At 70.4% G+C, this 22,360-nt stretch carries 22 protein-coding genes and 1 tRNA gene; 16 read left to right on the top strand and 7 right to left on the bottom strand.

The window, feature by feature from the left end:
- The first annotated feature begins 238 nt into the window (after window positions 1–238).
- From AB0M82_RS07170 to lon, 4 genes are all read left to right on the top strand, one after another.
- Window positions 239–1,177 (top strand): GNAT family N-acetyltransferase, encoded by a 939-nt coding sequence (locus tag AB0M82_RS07170; protein WP_364718399.1) that lies wholly within the window; start codon window positions 239–241, stop codon window positions 1,175–1,177.
- 71 nt (window positions 1,178–1,248) lie between these two features.
- Window positions 1,249–2,103 (top strand): SAM-dependent methyltransferase, encoded by an 855-nt coding sequence (locus AB0M82_RS07165; protein WP_364718397.1) that lies wholly within the window; start codon window positions 1,249–1,251, stop codon window positions 2,101–2,103.
- The gene (locus AB0M82_RS07160; RefSeq protein WP_364718396.1) at window positions 2,100–2,948 is read left to right on the top strand and encodes an SAM-dependent methyltransferase; all 849 of its coding nucleotides are present in this window, start codon (window positions 2,100–2,102) and stop codon (window positions 2,946–2,948) included. Before AB0M82_RS07165 ends, AB0M82_RS07160 begins: the two co-directional genes overlap by 4 nt.
- 100 nt (window positions 2,949–3,048) lie before the next feature.
- Window positions 3,049–5,451 (top strand): endopeptidase La, encoded by a 2,403-nt coding sequence (gene lon, locus AB0M82_RS07155; RefSeq protein ID WP_364718394.1) that lies wholly within the window; start codon window positions 3,049–3,051, stop codon window positions 5,449–5,451.
- Window positions 5,452–5,518: 67 nt separating this feature from the next.
- Here the strand turns inward: lon and AB0M82_RS07150 are convergent, their stop codons facing one another.
- Together AB0M82_RS07150 and AB0M82_RS07145 are read right to left on the bottom strand one after the other, a co-directional pair.
- Entirely contained in the window at window positions 5,519–6,226 is a 708-nt protein-coding gene (locus AB0M82_RS07150) for a class I SAM-dependent methyltransferase (RefSeq protein ID WP_364718392.1), read from the bottom strand.
- A gap of 337 nt (window positions 6,227–6,563) precedes the next feature.
- Window positions 6,564–6,646: transfer RNA gene (locus AB0M82_RS07145), tRNA-Tyr, on the bottom strand.
- Window positions 6,647–6,775: 129 nt separating this feature from the next.
- Between AB0M82_RS07145 and AB0M82_RS07140 the strand changes: the two genes are divergently transcribed.
- The gene (locus AB0M82_RS07140; protein WP_364718391.1) at window positions 6,776–7,267 is read left to right on the top strand and encodes a YajQ family cyclic di-GMP-binding protein; all 492 of its coding nucleotides are present in this window, start codon (window positions 6,776–6,778) and stop codon (window positions 7,265–7,267) included.
- 39 nt (window positions 7,268–7,306) lie between these two features.
- Here the strand turns inward: AB0M82_RS07140 and AB0M82_RS07135 are convergent, their stop codons facing one another.
- Window positions 7,307–7,999, bottom strand: a complete 693-nt coding sequence (locus AB0M82_RS07135) for a hypothetical protein (protein ID WP_364718390.1) — start codon at window positions 7,997–7,999, stop codon at window positions 7,307–7,309.
- Between the two features lie 198 nt (window positions 8,000–8,197).
- On the opposite strand from AB0M82_RS07135, the gene AB0M82_RS07130 reads away from it, so the two are divergent.
- Together AB0M82_RS07130 and rfbA are read left to right on the top strand one after the other, a co-directional pair.
- Window positions 8,198–9,334: a sialidase family protein gene (locus tag AB0M82_RS07130; RefSeq protein ID WP_364718389.1), complete on the top strand. Its 1,137-nt coding sequence runs from the start codon at window positions 8,198–8,200 to the stop codon at window positions 9,332–9,334.
- A 71-nt stretch (window positions 9,335–9,405) separates the two neighbouring features.
- A complete protein-coding gene (gene rfbA / locus AB0M82_RS07125) occupies window positions 9,406–10,287 on the top strand; it encodes a glucose-1-phosphate thymidylyltransferase RfbA (RefSeq protein ID WP_364718388.1) in 882 nt (293 codons plus the stop codon).
- Between the two features lie 7 nt (window positions 10,288–10,294).
- Here rfbA and htpX read toward each other — a convergent pair whose 3' ends face one another.
- The 3 genes from htpX to AB0M82_RS07110 form a co-directional block, all read right to left on the bottom strand.
- A complete protein-coding gene (gene htpX / locus AB0M82_RS07120) occupies window positions 10,295–11,155 on the bottom strand; it encodes a zinc metalloprotease HtpX (protein ID WP_364718387.1) in 861 nt (286 codons plus the stop codon).
- A gap of 95 nt (window positions 11,156–11,250) precedes the next feature.
- Window positions 11,251–11,631 carry a hypothetical protein gene (locus AB0M82_RS07115; protein WP_364718385.1) on the bottom strand — a complete coding sequence of 127 codons (381 nt, stop codon included), beginning with the start codon at window positions 11,629–11,631 and terminating at the stop codon, window positions 11,251–11,253.
- A 77-nt stretch (window positions 11,632–11,708) separates the two neighbouring features.
- Entirely contained in the window at window positions 11,709–12,077 is a 369-nt protein-coding gene (locus AB0M82_RS07110) for a YrdB family protein (RefSeq protein WP_364718383.1), read from the bottom strand.
- 225 nt (window positions 12,078–12,302) lie between these two features.
- On the opposite strand from AB0M82_RS07110, the gene AB0M82_RS07105 reads away from it, so the two are divergent.
- From AB0M82_RS07105 to rfbC, 9 genes are read left to right on the top strand one after another with little or no spacing between them, the layout of a single operon-like run.
- Window positions 12,303–13,535 carry a class I SAM-dependent methyltransferase gene (locus tag AB0M82_RS07105; RefSeq protein ID WP_364718381.1) on the top strand — a complete coding sequence of 411 codons (1,233 nt, stop codon included), beginning with the start codon at window positions 12,303–12,305 and terminating at the stop codon, window positions 13,533–13,535.
- Between the two features lies 1 nt (window position 13,536).
- Window positions 13,537–14,316, top strand: a complete 780-nt coding sequence (locus AB0M82_RS07100; protein WP_364718380.1) for a glucose-1-phosphate cytidylyltransferase — start codon at window positions 13,537–13,539, stop codon at window positions 14,314–14,316.
- Entirely contained in the window at window positions 14,313–14,960 is a 648-nt protein-coding gene (locus tag AB0M82_RS07095) for a PIG-L deacetylase family protein (RefSeq protein WP_364718379.1), read from the top strand. Before AB0M82_RS07100 ends, AB0M82_RS07095 begins: the two co-directional genes overlap by 4 nt.
- A 5-nt stretch (window positions 14,961–14,965) precedes the next feature.
- Window positions 14,966–15,985, top strand: coding sequence for an SDR family oxidoreductase (locus tag AB0M82_RS07090; protein ID WP_364718377.1), 1,020 nt, complete (start codon window positions 14,966–14,968; stop codon window positions 15,983–15,985).
- On the top strand, window positions 15,985–17,265 hold the full coding sequence (locus AB0M82_RS07085; protein WP_364718376.1) for a DUF4910 domain-containing protein: 1,281 nt from the start codon (window positions 15,985–15,987) through the stop codon (window positions 17,263–17,265). The genes AB0M82_RS07090 and AB0M82_RS07085 overlap by 1 nt, the downstream gene beginning before the upstream one ends.
- Before the next feature lie 5 nt (window positions 17,266–17,270).
- A complete protein-coding gene (locus AB0M82_RS07080) occupies window positions 17,271–18,587 on the top strand; it encodes a hypothetical protein (protein WP_364718375.1) in 1,317 nt (438 codons plus the stop codon).
- The gene (locus tag AB0M82_RS07075; protein ID WP_364718373.1) at window positions 18,584–19,531 is read left to right on the top strand and encodes a glycosyltransferase family 2 protein; all 948 of its coding nucleotides are present in this window, start codon (window positions 18,584–18,586) and stop codon (window positions 19,529–19,531) included. The genes AB0M82_RS07080 and AB0M82_RS07075 overlap by 4 nt, the downstream gene beginning before the upstream one ends.
- Window positions 19,528–20,754: a polysaccharide pyruvyl transferase family protein gene (locus AB0M82_RS07070; RefSeq protein WP_364718372.1), complete on the top strand. Its 1,227-nt coding sequence runs from the start codon at window positions 19,528–19,530 to the stop codon at window positions 20,752–20,754. Before AB0M82_RS07075 ends, AB0M82_RS07070 begins: the two co-directional genes overlap by 4 nt.
- Window positions 20,751–21,296: a dTDP-4-dehydrorhamnose 3,5-epimerase gene (rfbC, locus tag AB0M82_RS07065; protein WP_364718370.1), complete on the top strand. Its 546-nt coding sequence runs from the start codon at window positions 20,751–20,753 to the stop codon at window positions 21,294–21,296. Before AB0M82_RS07070 ends, rfbC begins: the two co-directional genes overlap by 4 nt.
- On the opposite strand, the gene AB0M82_RS07060 is transcribed toward rfbC, so the two are convergent.
- A complete protein-coding gene (locus AB0M82_RS07060; protein WP_364718369.1) occupies window positions 21,293–22,219 on the bottom strand; it encodes an aminotransferase class IV in 927 nt (308 codons plus the stop codon). The two genes, rfbC and AB0M82_RS07060, sit on opposite strands and share 4 nt — an antisense overlap.
- Window positions 22,220–22,360 lie beyond the last annotated feature (141 nt).

Genomic DNA, 22,360 nt, shown 5'->3' with positions numbered 1-22,360 from the left:
ACCTTCCCTCCCGGCTTGCCCACCGGTCGCTGATCCGTGACTTCGGGTGTGGACAGGCGCCATACCGTACCCCGGAGGGCGTACCCGTGTCCCTTTCGAGACAGTAGGAGATCACCGCAGGGTTAACAATGCCTCGATGGCGCTGACCTGCGGGGACCAAGGGGTGAAACAACAGGGGGCCCCGAAGCTCGCGAGCGCCTCTACGCACGGCGGCCCGGGTAGCGCTTGAATGGGGCCCATGCACAGCGACGTGATTGCCACCGAACACGCGGCGCGGCTCGCGACGGTGGATCCCCTCCTCCCCGGCTCGTCCCCCTTCGAAACGGCCGAGGACGCCGTGGTCCTTGAAGTGGCGACGGGTGACTCCGCCGCGTCCGGGCTGGCTTCCCGCGTCCAGGTCGATCGCGATGCCCCCAACGCGCCGTGGCGCGCGCTGACCGAGCACCGCCTCGACCTCCAGCTGGCCGGCCCGCGGCCCGCGGCGGCGCTCGACGCCCTCCTCACCCGATGGGACGAACATCTCCGCGCGGTCGCCGAGCCTGGCGACACCGAGACCGCGGCGGTCGTGCCGCGCGCCAGCCGGGACGCGGCCGGCGCGCGGGAAATGCTGCACCACGGCTTCGCGCCGCTGCGGGTGGTCGCGGTCCGGCCCGCCGAGCGGCTCGTCAAGGCCGGCCCGCGCGGGACCCCCGGCGTCAAGATCCGCCGGGCCGAGCCGCGCGACCTCGACACCGCCGTGGCGCTGGGGCTGGAGCTGCACTCCTACGACGCCCAGTACGGGACGGTCAACCTGCGCCAGGGCGTCGAGGACATCATGGCCAAGGACCTCGCCGAGCAGCTGAACCGGCCGGAGCCGCCGCTGTGGATCGCGGAGCTGTACGGCCGTCCCCTCGGCATGGTGAACGTCCAGCACCCCGGCGAGACCGGCTGGATCAGCGACCGCGTCGCGGCGACCCGCGTCGGCTACCTGTCGTCACTGGCCGTCGCGGAAGCCGCGCGGTCGTCCGGCGTCGGCACCGCGCTGGCCAGCCACGCCCACCACGTCCTGGACGAGGAAGGCGCCGACGTCGTCCTCCTCCACCACGCGGCGGCGAACCCGCTGTCCACGCCGTTCTGGTACGCGCAGGGGTACCGGCCGCTGTGGACGTACTGGCAGCGTCGACCAGCCGTTCGGTGAACCACTGGCGGATTACGGTCAGTGCTCGATCCTTATAGGCTGCCTCCGAACCGTGAGGATGGGGAGCCGAAGTGAGTGAGCAGCGGGATTCCGCCCCGAGAGCGCCCGAGGGCGTCGACACGGAGAAGCCGTCGGCGGCCCGGATCTACGACTGGTACCTGGGCGGTACCCAGAACTGGGCCGTGGACCGCGAGTTCGGCAGGCGCATGGAGCAGCAGTGGCCGCTGGTGCGCCCGGGCTCGAAGCAGAACCGCGAGTTCATGAACCGCGCGGTGCGGGCGGCGCTGCGGGCCGGGATCCGGCAGTTCATCGACCTCGGCTCGGGGGTGCCGACGGCCGGGAACGTGCACGAGATCGTCGAGGCGGAGCTGCCCGACGACCACGACGCGAAGGTCGTCTACGTCGACTACGAGCCGGTCGCCGTCGCCCACGCGACGCTGATCCTCGAAGAGGGCATGGCGACCGACTGGGCCGGCATCGTCCAGGCCGACATGCGCGACGCGAAGTCCGTGCTGCGCGCCTCGGAAACGCGGCGCCTCATCGACTTCTCGCAGCCGGTCTGCCTGATCATGGCGGCGGTGCTGCACTTCGTCGGGCCGGACGACGACCCGGAAGGGCTGCTGGAGGGGTACCGGGACGCGCTCGCGCCGGGCAGCTGGCTGGCGATCTCGCAGATGAGCGAGGGTGACGGCGACGGCCCGTACCTGGAGGGGCTGCGCTGGTTCGTCGAGCAGTACCGGAAGACGAGCAACCCGGTGTGGCTGCGCGACCGCGCGGAGATCGAGCCGCTGTTCGGCGACTGGACCATCCTGGAGCCGGGCATCGTGCACCTGCCGGACTGGCGGCCCGACCGGAAGATCAACGCCCTGGAGGCGGAGGCCCGCCCGTTCGCGTGGTGCGCCGTCGCCGAAAAACCTGACGCATGAGCGAAACCGCGCCGATCGCCCCGGTCGGGGTGGACACGGAGAAGCCGTCGGCGGCGCGCGTTTACGACTGGTACCTCGGCGGGACGCACCACTGGGCGGTCGACCGCGAGTTCGGCCGCCGCGTGGAGAAGCTGTGGCCGCTGATCCGGCCGATCTCGCGGCAGAACCGGGCGTTCATGAACCGGGTCGTCTCGGCGGCGATGGACGCCGGCGTCCGCCAGTTCGTCGACCTCGGCTCCGGCGTGCCGACGGCGGGGAACGTGCACGAGATCGTCCGCGACCGGCTGCCGTCCGGTGAGCGGGCGTCGGTGGTCTACGTGGACTACGAGCCGGTGGCGGCGGCGCATTCGCGGCTGATCCTGGAGCGCGAAGGCGCGACGGACTGGGCCGGCCTGGTCGAAGCAGACATCCGCCGCCCCGACGCGATCTTCGCCGACCCGCTGACGACGTCGCTGATCGACTGGTCGCGGCCGGTGTGCCTGCTGATGATCACGGTCATGCACTTCATCGGCCCGTCCGACGATCCGGACGGCCTGATGGCGACGTACCGGTCGAGGCTCGCGCCGGGCAGCTGGCTGGCGCTGACGCACGCCGCCTGCCGCGAGGACGCCCCGCCGGACCGAGCGGCCGAGGTGCGCCGCTTCGTCGATGCCTACCGCGACACGTCGAACCCGGCCTGGCTGCGTTCGGCGGACGAGCTGCTCCCGTGGTTCGGCGGCTGGCCGCTGCTCCCGCCGGGGATGACCTCGTTGCCGGACTGGCGGCCGGAAACCCCGCCGACGCCGATCGACATCGAGACGCGGCCCTTCGCGTGGTGCGCCGTCGCGCGTCGTCCAGCCCTCTGACCTGGGCTTATCTTGATCGCTGTCGGCGAACGCACCATCGGAAACAAACACACCCATCGGAGAGTTGAGCTAGGCAGACTCAACTACACGAGGAGTGCACATGTCCGACACCCGCCTCCTGCCCGTGCTCCCGCTCGATGACGACGTCGTGCTGCCGGGCATGGTCGTCCCGCTCGACCTGACCGACACCGAGACGCGGGCGGCGGTGGAGTCCGCCCAGGCCAGGACGCCGAGCCAGGCGTCGTTCCCCGGCATCCGGTCCACCGCGGCCACCAAGGCCGAAGTGCTCATCGTCCCGCGCGTCCACGGCGAGTACGCCGAATTCGGCACCGTCGCCACGGTCGAGCGCATCGGCCGCGTGCCCGGCGGGAAGGCCGCGGTCCTGCTGCGCGGCACGGCCCGCGCGCTCGTCGGCCGGATCGCCGACGGCCCCGGCGCCGCCCGCTGGGTGCACGCCGAGGACGCCCCCGAGACCACGAACGACCAGACCGCGAAGCTCGCGGCCGAGTACAAGGCCGTCGTCATCTCGATCCTCCAGCAGCGCGGCGGCTGGCAGCTGATCGACGCCGTCCAGCAGGTCGAAGACGCCTCCGCGATCGCCGACCTGTCCGGCAACGCGCCGTACCTCGACACCGCCCAGAAGCTCGAGCTGCTCACCACGCTGGACGTCAGCGCCCGCCTGGAGAAGGCCCTCGAGTGGAGCAAGGAGCACCTCGCCGAGCTCGAGGTGACCGACACCATCCGCAAGGACGTCGCCGAAGGCATGGAGAAGCAGCAGAAGGAATTCCTGCTGCGCCGTCAGCTCGAGGCGATCCGGAAGGAGCTCGGCGAGCTCGACGGCACCGCGCAGGACGACGACTACCGCGCCCGCGTCGAGGCCGCCGAACTGCCCGACGCCGTCAAGAAGGCCGCACTGTCCGAAGTGGACAAGCTGGACCGCACGTCCGAGCAGTCCCCCGAGGGCGGCTGGATCCGCACGTGGCTGGACACCGTCCTGGAGCTGCCCTGGAGCGAGCGCACCGAGGACGTCTACGACATCGCGGCCGCGCGCGCGATCCTCGACGCCGACCACGCCGGCCTCGACGACGTGAAGGAACGCATCATCGAGTACCTGGCCGTGCGCAAGCGGCGGGCCGAATCGGGCCTCGGCCCGGTCGGTGGACGGCGTTCGGGTGCGGTGCTCGCCCTCGCGGGCCCTCCCGGGGTCGGCAAGACGTCGCTGGGTGAGTCGGTCGCCAAGGCCATGGGCCGCAAGTTCGTCCGCGTCGCCCTCGGCGGCATCCGCGACGAGGCGGAGATCCGCGGCCACCGCCGCACCTACGTCGGCGCGCTGCCCGGCCGGATCGTCCGCGCCATCAAGGAAGCCGGCTCGATGAACCCGGTCGTGCTGCTCGACGAGATCGACAAGGTCGGCGCGGACTACCGCGGCGACCCGACCGCGGCGCTGCTCGAAGTGCTGGACCCGGAGCAGAACCACACGTTCCGCGACCACTACCTCGAGGTCGAGCTGGACCTGTCCGACGTCGTGTTCCTGGCGACGGCCAACGCGCTGGAGACCATCCCCGGCCCGCTGCTGGACCGCATGGAGCTCGTCACGCTGGACGGGTACACCGAGCACGAGAAGGTCACCATCGCCCGCGATCACCTGCTCCCGCGGGAGCTGGAGCGCGCCGGGCTGGGCACGGCCGACGTGACGCTGACCGACGCGGCGTTCAGCCGGATCGCCGCCGAGTACACCCGCGAGGCGGGCGTGCGCGACGCGAACCGCACGATCGCGAAGGTGCTGCGCAAGATCGCGACGAAGGTCGCGCTCGACGAGTTTTCGTTGCCGCTTACGGTGGACGCTTCTTCCCTGGAGACGTACCTGGGCCGGCCGCGGCACCTGCCGGAGTCGTCGCTGCCCGCGTCGACCCAGCGGACCGCGACCCCGGGGGTGGCGACGGGCCTGGCGGTGACGGGCGCCGGTGGTGACGTGCTCTACATCGAGGCGTCGCTGGCGGACCAGGAGTCCGGCGCGTCCGGGCTGCAGCTGACCGGCCAGCTCGGCGACGTCATGAAGGAGTCGGTGCAGATCGCGTTGTCCTACCTGCGCTCGCACGGCGCGGAGCTGGAGCTGCCGGTCGGTGATCTGAAGAACCGCGGCATCCACGTCCACGTCCCGGCCGGCGCGGTCCCGAAGGACGGGCCGTCGGCGGGCATCACGATGACGACGGCGCTGGCGTCGCTGCTCTCGGGCCGGGTGGTCCGCACAGACGTCGCGATGACCGGCGAGGTGTCGCTGACCGGCCGGGTCCTGCCGATCGGCGGCGTCAAGCAGAAGCTGCTGGCGGCGCACCGGGCGGGGATGAAGACGGTGATCATCCCGCAGCGCAACGAGCCGGACCTGGACGACGTCCCGGCCGAGGTGCTGGCCCAGCTGGACGTCCACGCGGTGGCGAACGTCCGCGAGGTCCTCGACCTCGCCCTGACCCCGGCTTCGACGCCGGTTTCCCAGGCGGCGTAACCCCGAGCGCCGCCACCGGACGGCCGGTTTCCCTCTCCCCCAAGGGAAACCGGCCGTTCTCCTCTGTTCAGATCGGCCCGGCGACCCGCCGCGTCGCGATCAGGTACCCGGTGCCCAGCCGGCCGACGGCACCACGGGCGACCGTCGTCTCGGGGTTGGCCCGCCGTCGGCGGTCGCTCTTCGCCGTCACGAGCCGGTCGAACGGCGGCACCAGCAAGGTGACGTCGTAGAACAGCGTGTCCACCGGCTGCAGCCCGGCCCGCCACAGCTCGTGGCGCAGCCGCCGCGGAGCGAGTGCCTCGATCCCGGTGCGGCGCAGCGCCCATTCGACCAGCCGGTACGGACTGTGCGGGTTGAGCATGGTGACGACGGCAAGCCCGCCGGGGCGGACCACCCGGGCGAGCTCGCGCAGCGCCGGCCCGACGTCGACGTATTCGAGCACGCTCATCGCGAGCGCGGCGTCGAAGCTGCCGTCGGCGAACGGCAGGTCCTCGATGTCGCCGACGGAGAAGCTCGCCTCGTCCCCGGCGCGCCGCCTGGCCGCGTCGACCATCGCCGCCGACCGGTCGCAGCCGGTGACGGCGAAGTCGCCGGGCCGGTCGTCGAGCAGGTGCCGCACCATCATCCCCGGCCCGCAGCCGACGTCGAGGAGCGTGCCGCCGTCGAGACCGAGGAGCACCTGGTCGACGGCGTGGACCTGGGAACGGCGGCACCGGGCCGCGGGTCCCCGGCCTGTGTCCGCGTAGTGGGCGACGAGCGTCCCGGGAGCCGGCATCGATACCTCCGCTGATCGACCTGGGTTCGGCACTGCCTTGGGTCGAGCCGGCCGCGAAGACTGTTACCGAATCACCGGAGAATTCCCCAATGGGGTCGAAAGAGGGAACGAATCTTCCGCCGTTCCGATCAGGAATGGCTGCCGAATCGCGTGGTCAATTGACGCGCTGTCCGGAATTTCGCGCCGACGAAGCTCGGCGCCTGGCCGGAGGTGACCACGACCGGGGGTCCAGGGGGCGGAGCCCCCTGGCGGGGGTTTGGGGGTCCGACCCCCAAGAGACACAACGGAGAGAGCCCCGTCTGCGTGTTCCGCAGACAGGGCTCTCTCGTGAACGACGTGGCGGGTGAGGGATTCGAACCCCCGTAGGCGTAAGCCAACTGGTTTACAGCCAGTCCCCTTTGGCCACTCGGGTAACCCGCCATGGCCGGTCGCACCGGCCGGGGAGAAGCTTACCCAACCCCTCTCCGCGGGGGTCAACCGGGATACCCCTCCCCCGGTGGGGGCTAGGCTGGGTGGCCCCTGACTAGCGAGTACGAGGTGTGAGGACACGTGGCGGATCCGTCTTTCGACGTCGTGAGCAAGGTCGACCGCCAGGAGGTGGACAACGCGCTGAACCAGGCAGGCAAGGAACTCGGCACGCGGTTCGACTTCCGCGGCACCGGCACGACGATCAACTGGGCCGGCGAGGAAGCGATCACGATCGAGTCCGAGACCGAGGAGCGCGCGCTGGCCGCGGTCGAGGTGTTCAAGGAGAAGCTGATCAAGCGCGGCATCTCGCTGAAGGCCTTCGAGGCGGACGAGCCGGCGCTCTCGGGCAAGATCTACAAGATCTCGGGCAAGATCCTCCAGGGCATCGCGTCGGACAAGGCGAAGCAGATCGCCAAGTTCATCCGCGACGAAGGCCCGAAGGGCGTCCAGGCCCAGATCCAGGGCGACCAGCTGCGCGTTTCGGGCAAGAAGAAGGACCAGCTGCAGGACGTCATCGCCCTGCTCAAGGGCAAGGACTTCGAGATCGCGCTGCAGTTCACCAACTACCGGTGAGCCCGTCGGCCCGCGGGGGCCCGGCCGGGCGCCCGCGGGTCAGGACGGCGTGATCGTCCAGCTGCCTTCCCAGTCGTCGATCCGGAGGAACGCCGGGCCGGTCAGCTGCACCGTGCGCTGCTGGGCGCCGATCTCGTTGACCAGCAGGTCGACGCTCGACTCCTTCGTCACCCACAGCGCCACGTGACCTGAGCCCTTCGCCGTGAACGCCGCCTGCGTCACGCCTTCCGGGACCCGGAACACCGCGTCGCCCCTGCCGGGGGCGGGTTTGCCGCGCTCCAGCGACGGCACGCTGCGGAAGTCGGCCACCGTCGCCGTCCAGGGGGCGTTCGCGCGCACCGAAACCGTCGTCACCGGACGGCCCGCGGCGGTGATGTTGAACCACGCCGTTCCGTGGTACTTGCCGATCGCGTTGACCAGCCCGACGTCGAAGCCGTCCGTTTCCACCATCACGTTCGACGAGCACTTCGGGCAGTCGAACGTCACGAACGCCGGCTGGCCGGCCGGCCAGCTCGTCGCGAACCGGCCGTCGCCCTTGCCCGTGTGCGTCTCCGGCGGGACCTCGCGCGGCGGCGCGGGCGCGGACGACGTGGGCGCGGCGGGCGCTGTGGGCGAAACCGGCTCTGGCCACTCGGACGAAGCCGACACGATCTGGCCGTAGCCGCTGGCGGGCGCGCACGCGACGGTCAGCGCCGCCGCGGCCACCAGGACGCAGGACAGCCGGAAGTTCATCGTTCCCCCTCGGGGCCACCACCGGCCCTCCCGTGATCTTTCGGCGGCCTTCGCCGCAGCGTTACCGTCGCCACGGGTGATCGATCACCCCATCGGGCCCAGCAGCCCCCTCGAACGCGCGAAATGCCCGCGTGACTGTCCACGGAGGACCGTGCTCGCGTGGTGTAATCGCGCGGTCACCGCGTGGAGAGGGTCAGGATGCGCCGATTGCTCGTCTTCGTGCTGTCGCTCACCGCCGTCGCCGCGCTGCTGACACCCGCGAGCGCCGCGGAGCGCAAGCAGCTCGTGCCCGGCTACGGCTCCTACGCGCGGCTGATCCGGCTCGAGCACTCGATCGTCGGCCGCGGGCACATCATCGCGTCGCTGACGAGCGAAGACCGTGGCGGCAAGTTCACGCCGATCATGGAGAGCACCGACGAGGGCGAAACGTTCCACAAGATCGGCGAGATCCACGACCCCGATGGCCGCCACGGCATGTGCTGCGGCACCGTCTACGAGCTGCCGCGGCGCGTCGGCAGGCTCCGGGCGGGCACGCTGCTGTGGGCCGCGTCCTACCGGCAGAACGGCGGGGCGCAGCGCCGCGTCGGGATCCGGGTCTGGGCGAGCAAGGACGGCGGCCACACGTGGGCGTTCCTGTCCGAAGCGGCCCGGTCGCACAACACCGACGGCATCTGGGAGGCGGAGTTCACCGTCGACGCCGGCGGCACGCTGTGGCTGCACTACGCCGACGAGACGCAGGCGCCGAAGTACGCGCAGGTGATGAACCGGGTCGCCTCGACCGACGGGGTGACGTGGGGCGCCAAGCAGCTCACCATGGCGATCCCGCCGGACCGCGTCCGGCCGGGCATGCCGATCATCCGGCGGCTCCCCGACGGCCGCTACTACTTCGCCTACGAGATCTGCAACTTCCGCGACCGCTACTGCGACCCGTACTTCAAGATCTCCCCCGACGGCGCCAACTGGGGCAGCCCGGCCGACCCCGGCACCCGGGTCACCACGGCGAACGGCAACTACTTCCAGCACGCGCAGACGATCACGCTGTTCCCCGGCGGCCCGAACGGTGTGCGGATCGTCATGGTCGGGCAGATCTACACCAACGCGAAGGGCCAGCCGCAGCCGAAGAGCGGCCAGGTGCTGCTGGCGAACGACAACTTCGGCAGCGGCAACTGGTACGAGCTGCCCGCTCCCGTGCGCATCACCGGTGTCTACAACAACTTCTGCCCCAACTACTCCTCGACGCTGCTGCCGGTGGACGGCGGCAGGAACGTGCTGGAGATCGCCACCGAGTACAACCTCGGCTGCAAGGCCTACTTCGGCAAGGGGCCGGCTTTCTAGCGCTTCCCCTCGAGCCCCGGCGCCCGGCCCGTAGGGTGGACAAGCCGAGGACCGACAAGAGGAGGCAGCCAATGAAGGGCATCGTGCTGGCCGGAGGCAGCGGGACACGCCTGCACCCGATCACCCAGGCGGTGTCGAAGCAGCTGCTCCCGGTCTACGACAAGCCGATGGTCTACTACCCGATCTCGGTGCTGATGCTGGCCGGGATCCGCGAGATCCTCGTCATCTCCACCCCCGCCGACCTGCCGATGTTCCGCAAGCTGCTGGGCAACGGCGACCAGTTCGGCGTCTCGTTCTCCTACGCCGAGCAGCCCAGCCCGAACGGACTGGCCGAGGCGTTCGTGATCGGCGCGGACTTCATCGGCGACGACGACGTGGCGCTCGTGCTCGGCGACAACATCTTCTACGGCCAGGGCTTCTCCGGCCGGCTGCAGACCGCGGTCCTCGAGCTCGACGGCTGCGTCCTGTTCGGCTACCCGGTCAAGGACCCCGAGCGCTACGGCGTCGGCGAAGTCGGCCCGGACGGCAAGCTGGTCTCCATCGAGGAGAAGCCGGCCAAGCCCCGCTCGAACAAGGCGATCACCGGGCTGTACTTCTACGACAACCAGGTCGTCGAGATCGCGCGGGCGCTCAAGCCGTCGGCGCGCGGCGAGCTGGAGATCACCGACGTCAACCTCACCTACGTGCGCCAGGACCGGGCGACGCTGGTCGAGCTGAGCCGCGGGTTCGCCTGGCTCGACACCGGCACGCACGACTCGCTGCTCGAGGCGGGGCAGTTCGTGCAGGTGCTGGAGCACCGCACCGGCGTGCGCATCGCGTGCCTCGAGGAGATCGCCCTGCGCATGGGCTTCATCGACGCCGACGAGTGCTACGCGCTGGGCGCGAAGCTGGCGAAGTCCGGCTACGGCGACTACGTGAAGGCGGTCGCCGTAGCGGCGGGGGCTTCGGCCTAGGCCGGGCTCAGAGGCCGCCCGGCCCGCGGCGGGCCATCTCCTCGAGCCGCCGGACGCGCTCGTCGATCGGCGGGTGGGTCGAGAACAGCTTGCTCAGGCCCTCGCCGGGACGGAACGGGTTCGCGATCATCAGGTGCGACTGCGAGACCAGCTGGGGCTCGGCCACCAGCGGCCGAGCCCGCGTCCCCGCGTCGAGCTTCCGCAGCGCCGAGGCCAGGCCCAGCGGATCGCCGGTCAGCTCCGCGCCGGACGCGTCCGCCTGGTACTCCCGCGACCGGCTCACCCCCATCCGGATGACCGCGGCGGCGATCGGGCCGACGAAGATCAGCAGCAGGCTGAGCAGGGGGTTCCCGTCGCGGTTGTTGCCGCCGAAGAACAGGCCGATGTTCGCGAGCACGCTGATCACGCCGGCCAGCGCGCCGGCGACGCACGAGATCAGGATGTCGCGGTTGTAGACGTGGGACAGCTCGTGGCCGAGCACGGCCCGCAGCTCGCGCTCGTCGAGCAGGTCGAGGATGCCGGTGGTGCAGCACACCGCCGCGTGCCGCGGGCTGCGGCCGGTCGCGAACGCGTTCGGCGCGGCGGTCGGGCTGAGGTAGAGCCGCGGCATCGGCTGGCGGGCGACGGTCGCCAGCTCGCGCACGATCCGGTACATCGCGGGCTGCTCGGCCTCGGACACCGGCCACGCCCGCATCGCGCGCAGTGCCATCTTGTCCGAGTTGAAGTAGGCGAAGGCGTTGATCCCCAGCGCGATGACCAGGCCGATGACCAGGGCACCGCGGCCGAAGAGCCCGCTGATCGCGATGATGATCGCCGACAGCAGGCCGAGCAGCAACGCCGTCTTGAGTCCGTTCTGGTGCCCGTGCACGCGCGCTCGCCTCCCATCCGCTCTTCCAGTGGGTTACCCAGTGGAAACAACGCGATCGGGGGACGCGAAGTTCCTTCCCGTGATGTTCGCGGGGGCTACTCTCGGGTGGTGAGTTGATCACGAGCGGAGGCGCCGATGCGAGGTCGCCAGCTACGCCGGAGGACCCTGTTCGCCCTGGTGAAGGCGGGTGCCGGCACCTTGGTGCCACCCGGGTCCGCGCGCGCCGAGGACGTCCGCTCGAGCGACGTCGGGGGCACCCCGGCCGGGGTCGCGGTGAGTCCCGTCACCGGGGTCGGGTACGTCACGGATGCCCAGGCCGGGACGGGGTCCGTGGTGGACCCGCGCAGCGCGGTGGTCCCCGTCGGCGGCAGGCCCGGTGACGTCGCCGTCGACACGAAGACCAACCGGATCTCCGTCGCGAACTCCGGCATCCACCACTTGTCCATTGTGGACCCGGCGATCCGAACCGAGCGCAAAAACTTGCTGCTGCGCGGCGAATCGCCCACGCTGACCGTGCACCAGGGCACCAACGCTGTCCATGCTCCAGGCGCGTTCAGCCGTCCTTCGCGAACCGCCGGGTCAGCGCCGCGACGCCGATGCCCACGACGGCCAGCACGAGTCCCGCGACGAGCCAGCCCACCAGCGCCAGCACCACGCCCGCCGCCGCGAACAGGACGAACTCCACCAGGAAGCGTGCCGGTTCCGGCAGCCGTCGACGGGCCCGCGGGGCGACGAACAGGCCCCAGACCGCGGCCGCCGCCACGGGGAGCAGGACGGCGTCGACGATCGCCAGCGCCACCCCGTCGCCGAGATGGGCACCCGCGACCGCGAGGCCGGCCAGCAGCGCCAGCTCGGTCAGGAAGCGGATCGTCAGCACCACGCCCGCGACCCCGCTCAGGCGGGGCGTCGGCTCAGTAGTCATCGGGCCAGCCTAGGGCGCGCCGGCCGCGCCCCGGACGTCACGTCCACTGTGGATTTCGGGCACGGCCGGGCACCGTCCGTGACCTCCGCCACACGTCACCTGGTCGGTGTGGTGATGTTTCGGTTCCGAATCGGTCCATCAGGCCGCCCGCCTCGGTGTAACGACCTTCCGGCGCAGGTCGACGTGTCTAACGCACATCGCGACCGCGAGCCTAGGAGCCTGTAGATGACCACATGTCGACTCTGCGGTTCGACAAACACGGCCGGCGTCGTCGATCTCGGTGCGACTCCCCCGTGTGAGCGGTTTCTGACCGCCGAGCAGCTCGACGAGCCGGAAGCCACCTTCCCGCTCCACCTGAAGGTATGCACCGACTGCTGGCTGGCCCAGATTCCGCCGCTGATCGACCCCGACGAAACCTTCACCGAATACGCGTACTTCTCGTCCTTTTCCACCTCGTGGGTGGAGCACGCGAAGCAGTTCGTCGACGGCGCGGTCGAGCGGCTCGGCCTCGGCGCGAAGTCGTTCGTCGTGGAGGTCGCGAGCAATGACGGTTACCTGCTCAAGCACGTCGTCGAGCACGGTATCCGGTGTCTGGGCGTCGAACCTTCGGTGAACGTCGGGCAGGCGGCGCGGGACGCCGGCGTGCCCACCCTGACGGCCTTCCTCTCCGAGGAAACCGGCCTGAAAGTGCGCGAGGAGCACGGGCCGGCGGACCTCGTGGCCGCGAACAACGTCTACGCGCACATCCCCGACGTCCTCGGCTTCACCCAGGGCCTGCGGGCGCTGGTCGCGGACGACGGGTGGGTCTCCATCGAGGTCCAGCACCTGCTCACGCTGATCGAGAAGAACCAGTACGACACGATCTACCACGAGCACTTCCAGTACTACACGGTCGAATCCGCGCGCCGGGCCCTCGCGACCGGCGGGCTGACCGTGGTCGACGTCGAACTCCTGCCGACGCACGGCGGGTCGATCCGGCTCTGGGCCCGGCCCGAGGCGGTCGCGGGCGCGCCGAGCAGGCGGATGACCGATGTGCTGGCCGCGGAGAAGGCGGCCGGGCTGCACGAGCTGTCCGGGTACACCGAGTTCGCCGAGCGCGTCACCCGCGTGCGGCTGGACCTGCTGAAGTTCCTCATCGAGGCGCGCAACGACGGGAAGACCGTCGTCGGCTACGGCGCCCCCGGCAAGGGCAACACCTTGCTCAACCACTGCGGGATCCGCACGGACCTGCTGGCCTACACCGTCGATCGCAACCCCTACAAGCACGGCCGGTACACCCCGGGCACCCGCATCCCGGTGCTGCCCCCGGAACGGATCGAAGCGGACCGGCCCGACTACGTGCTCGTTCTCCCGTGGAATCTCCGGGAGGAACTGACCGAACAGCTGTCGTTCGTGGGTGCTTGGGGCGGAAAGCTCGTGTTCCCCATCCCCCGCCTGGAAATCGTCGAGGTGTCGTGAAGTGAAGGTCGTTCTCTTCTGTGGTGGCTACGGGATGCGGATGCGCAACGGCACTCCCGGCGACGCCCCCAAACCGATGCAAATGGTCGGGCCCAGACCGCTGATCTGGCACGTCATGCGCTACTACGCGCACTTCGGGCACACGGACTTCATCCTGTGCCTCGGCTACGGCGCCCACCACATCACCGACTTCTTCCTGAACTACGAGGAAACCGACTCGAACGACTTCGTCCTGCACGGCGGCACGGCCAAGCTCCTGTCCACGGACATCTCGACCTGGTCGATCACCTTTGTGCAGACGGGCATCGAATCGGCGATCGGGGAACGCCTGCGGCGGGTGCGTGAGCACCTCGACGGTGACGAAATGTTCCTCGCCAACTACGCGGACGTCCTCACGGACGCGCCGCTGCCCGAAGTCGTCGACCGCTTCGAAAGGTCCGGCGCGGGCGCGTCCATGATGGTCGTCCCGCCCCCGGGGACCTTCCACTGCATCGGTGTCGGGGAGAACGGTCTCGTCGACGGCATCACCCCGGTCGACGAGATGCCGCTCTGGGCCAACGGCGGCTACTTCGTGCTCCGCCAGGACGTGTTCGACCACATCCCGGAGAACGGCGACCTCGTCGCGGACGGCTGCGCCGGGCTCGCGAAGGAGGGCCGGCTGCTCGCCTACCCGTACCGCGGGTACTGGCGGCCGACCGACACGGTCAAGGAGCGCATCGCACTGGATCAGGGCTATGCGCGCGGAGAGCGGCCGTGGGCCGTGTGGGAGCCGGCCCGGTGATCTCCCTCCACCCCAGCCGGCTCGGCGGCGTCGTCGCCCTCGGCGCGCACTGCGACGACATCGCGATCGGCGCCGGCGGCACCCTGCTGACGCTGTGCGCTTCGCGGCCGGGGCTGCGGGTCGACGCGCTGGTCCTCTCCGGCGGCGGCACGCCCCGCGAGGACGAGGAGCGGGCGGCCCTGGCGGCGTTCTGCCCGGGCGCCGAGCTCGACGTCACGGTGCTGAAGCTGCCGGACGGGCGGTTCCCGGCGCACTGGGAAGAAGCCAAGAACGCGCTCGAGGAACTGCGGCGGCGGACCGACCCGGACGTCATCCTGACGCCCCGGACCGACGACGCCCACCAGGACCACCGCGGGCTGGCGAAGCTGGTGCCGACGGTGTTCCGCGACCACCTGGCGCTGGGCTACGAGATCGTCAAGTGGGACGGCGACCTCGGCGCTCCGTCGGTGTACCAGCCCCTGGAAGACGACGTCGCCGAGCAGAAGGTCCGGCTGCTCCAGGAGCACTACGCGTCGCAGCGGCACCGGCCGTGGTACGACCGCGAGGCGTTCCTCGGCCTGGCGCGGATCCGCGGGATCGAAGCGGCCACGAAATACGCCGAAGCGTTTTTCGTCAAGAAACTCACTCTCGATTTGAAGGGCTGAATCCGATGCGGGTGTTGCTGACGGGGCACAAGGGTTATCTGGGGACGGTGATGGCCCCGGTGCTCGCCGCCGCCGGCCACGAGGTCGTCGGCCTCGACTCCGGGCTGTTCGAGGACTGCCTGCTCGGACCCGCCCCGGCCGACCCGGCCGGGCACGTCGTCGACCTCCGGGACATCCAGCCGAAGCACGTGTCGGGGGTGGACGCCGTGATCCACCTGGCCGCGCTGTCGAACGACCCGCTCGGCTCGCTCGCGCCGGAGCTGACCTACGACATCAACCACCACGCGTCGGTGAAGCTCGCGAAGCTGGCGAAGGACGCCGGCGTCCAGCGGTACCTCTACGCGTCGACCTGCTCGGTGTACGGCGCGGGCGGCGACAACCTGGTCGACGAGGACGCGCCGCTGAAGCCGGTGACGCCGTACGCCGAGTCGAAGGTGCGCGTCGAGGCCGACGTCCACGAGCTCGCCGACGACGACTTCACGCCCGTGTACATGCGCAACGCGACCGCGTTCGGCTACTCGCCCCGGCTGCGCGGCGACATCGTGCTGAACAACCTGACCGCGCACGCGCACCTGTCCGGCGAGGTGCTGGTGCTCTCGGACGGCACGCCGTGGCGGCCGCTGGTGCACGCGCAGGACATCGCGCGGGCGTTCGCCGCCGCGTTGTCGGCGCCCAAGGAGGCCGTGCACAACAAGGCCTTCAACATCGGGACCGAGGACAACAACGTCACCGTCGCCGAGATCGCCCAGGAGGTCGTCGAGGCCGTGCCCGGCTCGAGGCTGAACATCACCGGCGAAGCGGGCCCCGACCCGCGGTCGTACCGGGTCGACTTCTCCCGCTTCCGGGCGGCCATCCCCGGCTTCACCTGCGAGTGGTCGGTCAAGGACGGCGCCGTCGAGCTCATCGAGGCCTACCGGAAGTTCGGGCTCACCCGCGAGTCGTTCGAGCAGCTGTTCACCAGGCTGGCCTGGCTGCGCAGCCAGGGCGAAGCCGGCCGCGTCGACAACACCCTGCGGCGGGCCTAGTGGCGAGCCAGCAGTTGCGGACCGGGGCGGAGCTGCACGCCCTGGTCGAGCGGCTGTACCCGATCTGCCGCAGCATCACCGGCGACGGTGTGCGGCAGACCCTGGACATCGTCGGCGAGCACATCGCGCTCGACCGGCACGAGGTCCCGACCGGCACGACCGTGCTCGACTGGACCATCCCGCAGGAGTGGAACATCCGCGACGCCTACGTCGCCGCGCCGTCCGGTGAGCGGGTGATCGACTTCCGGGAGTCGAACCTGCACGTCGTCGGGTACAGCGTCCCGGTGTCGGCGCGGATGCCCCTGAGCGAGCTGCGGGAGCACCTGCACACGCTGCCCGACCAGCCGTCGTGGGTGCCCTACCGGACCAGCTTCTACGCCCCGGCCTGGGGGTTCTGTCTCGCGCAGGACGTACTCGACGCGCTGCCCGACGGCGAGTACGACGTCGTCATCGACTCGACGCTGGAAGACGGCTCGCTCACCTACGGCGAGCACGTCGTCCCCGGCCGCGTCACCGACGAGGTCATCGTGTCGTGCCACGTGTGCCACCCGTCGCTGGCCAACGACAACGTCGCCGGCATCGCGGTGGCCGTCTCGCTGGCCCAGCAGCTGGCCCTCACCCAGCCGCACTACACGTACCGGTTCCTGTTCATGCCGGGCACGATCGGCGCGATCACCTGGCTCGCGCGCAACTCTTCGCGCATCGAACGGGTCAAGCACGGGCTCGTGCTGGCCTGCGTCGGCGACCCTGGGTCGTTGACGTACAAGAAGTCCCGCCGCGGCGACGCCGAGATCGACCGCGTCGTGCAGCACGTGCTTCGCTCGCGCGAGCACAAGGTCGTCGAGTTCTCGCCGTACGGCTACGACGAGCGCCAGTTCTGCTCGCCGGGCTTCAACCTCGGCGTCGGTTCCCTGACGCGGACGCCGTACGCGGGCTACCCCGAGTACCACACCTCCGCCGACAACCCGGGTTTCGTTTCGCCGGCGGCCATGGAGGACACGCTCGGCGCGCTGCTCGACGCTTTCGGCGTCTTGGACCGCAACCGCCGGTACGTCAACCTCAGCCCGTACGGCGAGCCGCAGCTCGGCAAACGCGGGCTGTACGAGTCGCTCGGCGGCCGCAGCGACGCCAAACAGGCCCAGATGGCGATGCTGTGGGTGCTCAACCTCTCCGACGGCGAGCACAGCCTCCTGGACATCGCCGAGCGCGCCGGGCTGCCCTTCGAGATCGTCGACGTCGCGGCGCGTGCCCTGCACGACGCCGGTCTGGTCAAGGAATGAGCGACGTGGCCAGGCATCGCCGTGTCCCGCGCTCGATCCTCCGGTCGGGCGCCGTGCGCGCCATGGCCGGGCGGCTGAGCTGGGGCCTCGGCGACCAGGCGGTGTCCAGCCTGACCAACTTCGCCGTCGGGCTGTACGTGGCCCGCTCGCTCGGCACCTTCGCGTTCGGCATCTTCAGCCTCGCCTGGGTGACCTACGGCGTGGTGCTCAACGTCTCGCGCGGCCTGGCCACCGACCCGCTGATGGTGCGGTTCAGCGCCGTGCCGGAGGACCGCTGGCGGGCCGGTGTGGCGAGCGCGTCCGGCACCGCGATCGGCGTCGGCTGCGTGACCGGGCTGGTCAGCCTGGTCGCCGGGCTGGCCGAGGGCGGCCCGCTCGGCAACGCATTCGTCGCGCTCGCCGTCGTCCTGCCGGGGCTGCTCCTGCAGGACGCCTGGCGGTTCGCGTTCTTCGCCAAGGGCGCGGGCAAGAAAGCGTTCGTCAACGACTGCGTGTGGGGCGCGGCCCTGCTCCCGGCGCTGTACGTCGCCGCGCAGATCCACACGGTGGTCGCGTTCGTGCTGGCCTGGGGCCTCTCCGGCGCCGTCGCGGCGGTGTTCGGCTGGTTCCAGACCGGCATCCTGCCCCACCCCCGCGAAGCGCTGGGCTGGTTCCGGCGGCAACGCGACCTGAGCGTCCGCTACCTGGTCGAGAACGTCAGCAACAGCGGCGCGTCCCAGCTTCGGGCGTACGGCCTCGGCGCCATCGCCGGGATCACTGCCGTCGGCGCGGTTCGCGGCGCCGAACAGCTCCTCGGCCCCTTCCTGGCGCTGCTCATGGGGCTGTCCCTGGTCACCGTCGCCGAGGGCGCGCGGGTGCTTCAGCGGGCGCCGCACCGGCTGAAGCACTTCTGCGTGATCCTCGGCGGCGGGCAGGCCGCCGCCGCGCTGTGCTGGGGCCTCGGCCTGTTGCTGCTGGTGCCCGACGGCGCCGGCCGGTGGGTGATGGGCTCGGTGTGGGACTCGTCGTCGCCGCTGATCCTGCCGGTGACCCTCGCCGTGGTCGGCGCGAGCTTCGCCACGGGCGCCGCGGCCGGCCTGCGCGCACTGGGCGCGGCGAAGCGGAGCCTGCGCTCGCAGCTGGTCGCGTCGCTGTTCTACGTCACGTTCGGCATCGCCGGCGCCTTCCTCGACGGCGCCGCCGGATCCGCGTGGGGCGTCGCGACGGCCACCCTCAGCGGATCCGTCGTCTGGTGGCTGCAGCTCCGGGCCGGGCTGCGCCAGTACCTCGCCGCTCCGGCACCCCACTCTGACCCCGACCACCAAGAGACGAGGACGGCATGACCACCACGCCACGGCTGACCATCGGGCTGCCGGTCTACAACGGCGAAGATTACCTGGGGGAAGCGCTCGACGCCCTGCTCGGCCAGACCTTCGGGGACTTCGAGCTGATCATCTCGGACAACGCGTCGACGGACCGGACCGAGGAGATCAGCCGTGACTACGCCGCGCGCGACTCGCGGGTGCGGTACGTCCGCCATGCCAAGAACATCGGTTGCGCCCCGAACCACAACTTCAGCGTCGACGTGGCCCGGGGCGAGCTCTTCAAGTGGGCCTCCGACGACGACCTCTACGCACGCGACCTCATCGAGCGCTGCGTGACCGCGCTCGACGAGATGCCGCACATCGTGGCCGCGCACTCCTACACGGCGATCATCGACGGCGACGGGGAGGTCGTCCAGGCGATCGACTACCCGCTGAACACCTCCTCGCCGCTGCCCTCCGAGCGGTTCCGCAGCACACTGTTCGGCAAGGGTGGCGACGACGACGGCGCCGTGATCCGCACCGACGTGCTGCGCCGGATCGCGCCGCTGGACAGCTACCACCACGCGGACCGCACGATCATCTCCGAGCTGGCCCTGCACGGCGCGTTCCACCAGGTCCCGGACTGGCTGTACTTCCGTCGCGACCACCCCGGCCGTTCCGAATGGGAATACCCGACCCTGCGCCGGCGCTGCGCGAACCTGGACCCGAAGCGGGCGGACAAGCTTCGCCACCCGACCGCGCGGCTGCTCGGCGAATACGTCCTCGGCTACGTCAACGCGATCCGGCGGGCGCCGATCTCGCGCCACGAGAAGCGGGAGTGCTACCGCGCCCTGCGGCAATGGATGACCCGGCGCGCGGGCGCGCCGTCGCTGGGCCGGATGCCCGACCAGCCGACCGCCGACCTCGGCGACCGCGAGATCTCCGTGCACGGGATCGTGGCCGGCCAGGGGAGCCGCTCGTGAGCCCCGGGAGACGCGCGCGCCCGCCGAAAGTCGGCTTGTTCGGCCTGCTCGGCTCGGGCAACCTCGGCAACGACGGCTCACTCGAATCGGTGCTGAAGTTCCTCGAGGACCGGTATCCGGACGCCGTGGTGGACTTCCTGTGCGCCGGGCCCGAAACCGTCCGCGAACGGTACGGCCTCGACGCCGAACGCCTGCATTGGAACCGCGGCGAATACGAAACGGCGTCCGGGATCGGGTCGATCGCCCGGAAAGGCCTCGGCAAGCTCGTCGACGCCGCCCGGATCGCCCGCTGGGTGCGGCGCCACGACGTCGTGATCGTGCCAGGCATGGGCGTCTTGGAGGCAACGCTGCCGCTGCGGCCGTGGGGGTTCCCCTACTCACTGTTCCTTCTGACGACATCGGGCCGCCTGTTCGGGACGCCGGTGGCGCTGGTGAGCGTGGGCGCGAACCCCCTCAGCCACCGGGCGACCCGGATCGTCTTCACCACGGCCGCGCGCAACGCGGCCTACCGGTCCTATCGGGACGAGCCGTCCAGGGACGCCCTGCGGCGGATGGGGGTCGACACCTCCGGCGACCGCGTCTACCCCGACTTGGTGTTTTCCCTGCCGACTCCGCCCGCGCGGGAAGCCGCGCCCGGGACGATCGGTCTCGGCGTCATGGACTACCACGGCGGCAACGACGACCGGGCACGCGCGGACGAGATCCACGAGTCCTACGTCGCGAAGATCAAGGACCTCGTCAACCGCCTGCTCGACGCCGGCCACCGGATCCGGCTGTTCACCGGCGACGTCTCGGACGAAAAGGTCGTCCGGGACATCTTCGCCGCCCTCGCCGACGAGCGGCCCGGGCTGCCGCCGGGTGCCGTGGTCTTCGACAAGGCGGGCTCGCTCGCCGAACTGATGGGCCAGATGTCCACAGTGGACGCTGTCGTGGCGACCCGGTTCCACAACGTGCTGTGTGCCCTCAAGACCGGCACACCGACGATTTCGCTCGGCTATGCCACCAAGAACGACGTGCTCATGGCGCAGATGGGGCTGGGCAGCGATTTCTGCCAGACCGCGGACGGTTTCACCGTGGACCAGCTCGTCAAGCAGCTCGAAGAACTCCTGCGCCGCGCCGACGGCGTGAAGGCCACACTCGCGGACCGCGGAACCAAAGCGTCGCTGCTCCTCGAAGAGCAGTTCGACGTCCTGTCCACGCGATTCTTCGGAGGACGCGAATGAAGGCCGTACCGGTCGCCGGTATCGACGGCGTCTACCTCTTCGAGCCGACACCGCACGTCGACGAGCGGGGGTTCTTCTCCCGGACCTTCGACCGCGAGGTCGTCAAGTCGGTCGGCATCGATCCGGACGGCTTCGCCCAGGACAGCCTCTCCCGCTCCGCCAAGGGCGTCGTCCGCGGCATGCACCTGCGGTCCGGCGCCGGCGAAGCCAAGCTGGTGCGCTGCTCCTTCGGTGAAGTGTTCGACGTCGTCGTCGACCTCCGGCGAGACTCGCCGACCTTCGGGAACAAGGAGTTCTTCGCGCTGTCCGGCGAGTCGCAGATTTCGGTCTACATCCCCGCCGGGTGCGCACACGGGTTCCAGGCGCTCACCGCGCCCGCCGACGTGTCCTACCGGATCGACCGGCCGCACAACCCGGCCGAGGACGTTTCGATCGCCTTCGACGATCCCGAACTGGCCATCCCGTGGCCACTGCCGCCGACCCTGCTTTCGGCGAGGGACCGCACCGCGCCGTCCCTCGCCGAAGCGCTCGAGCGGCTCTAGCCGGCCGCTCGGTCCCCCGGGCTTCCCTTGAGCAAGGACTTGCGGTCCGCGTCGAGCAGGGGCACCAGGTCGATGCCCGGGACGCTCGCCTCTCCCCGCATCACACGCAGGTACATTTCGCGGAGACGGGACAGCACGCCGGTCTGGTCGTACCGGTAGCCGTCGATCTCCTCGACCATGGTCAGCTCGGAGATCGTGCCCGCGACCCCGCATTCCTGGGCGGTGAGCAGTTCCGTCCGCTCCACCGGCCGGTGGGAGAAGGGAATCCGCATCGTCTCGGCCAGCGTCGCCAGCGCGCCGACGGTGATGCTGTCGAGGCACCCTTCGCTCGTCGGCGGAGTGATGATCTTCCCGTCGTTCGCGATCAGAATGCACGCTCCGGTCGCCTCGGCGACCCGGCCGGCGTCGTTGAGCAGTACGGCGTCGTCGTACCCGAGCCGCCGGGTCTCGATCCGCGCGAGGCGGCCGCCGACGTAGTTGGCGCTGCTCTTGATCCGCGCCGGCAGCGCGACGTCGGAAGCGCGCCGCCAGGTGCTCACACCGAGCCGCATGGGGTCCGGGTCGTTCTTCTGCTGCGTGAACGCCGTCACGACGAGGTCCGCGACGGTCCCCTCACCCCAGTGACCATCGGTCACGTAGAGCGTCGTCCGGAACCAGAGGTCCCGCTCCGGGACGAGCAGTTCCGCACCCAACGTCACCAATCCGGTGACGAAGTCCTCGTATCCGAACGAAATGGGGATGTGCAGCAGGGCGGCCGAACGGCAGAGCCGGTCGTAGTGCTTCCGCGGGCTGCGGATCGCGAAGACCTCGCCGTCGTCGGTCCAATACCCCTTAAGCCCCTCGAAGACGCTGAGGGCCCGAGTCAGCGCCTCGGCGCTGATGTGGATCTTCACGTCTTCGTAGCGGACCAGTTCGCCGTTCACCAACGCCCATGCTGGGTGCTGCAACTGGGAGAGAGAAGCGGTGTGCGCCAAAGCCGGCCCCTTCTAGTTGTCTGCGTCGCGCCGACGTAGCACGGAAAGTGCCCGCCACAATGGACATATCGGTCGCGGACCCGGAGAAGT

It is taken from the genome of Amycolatopsis sp. NPDC051128 (genome assembly GCF_040682715.1).
Lineage (GTDB): Bacteria > Actinomycetota > Actinomycetes > Mycobacteriales > Pseudonocardiaceae > Amycolatopsis.
This window is presented reverse-complemented; position numbering and strand designations above follow the sequence as displayed.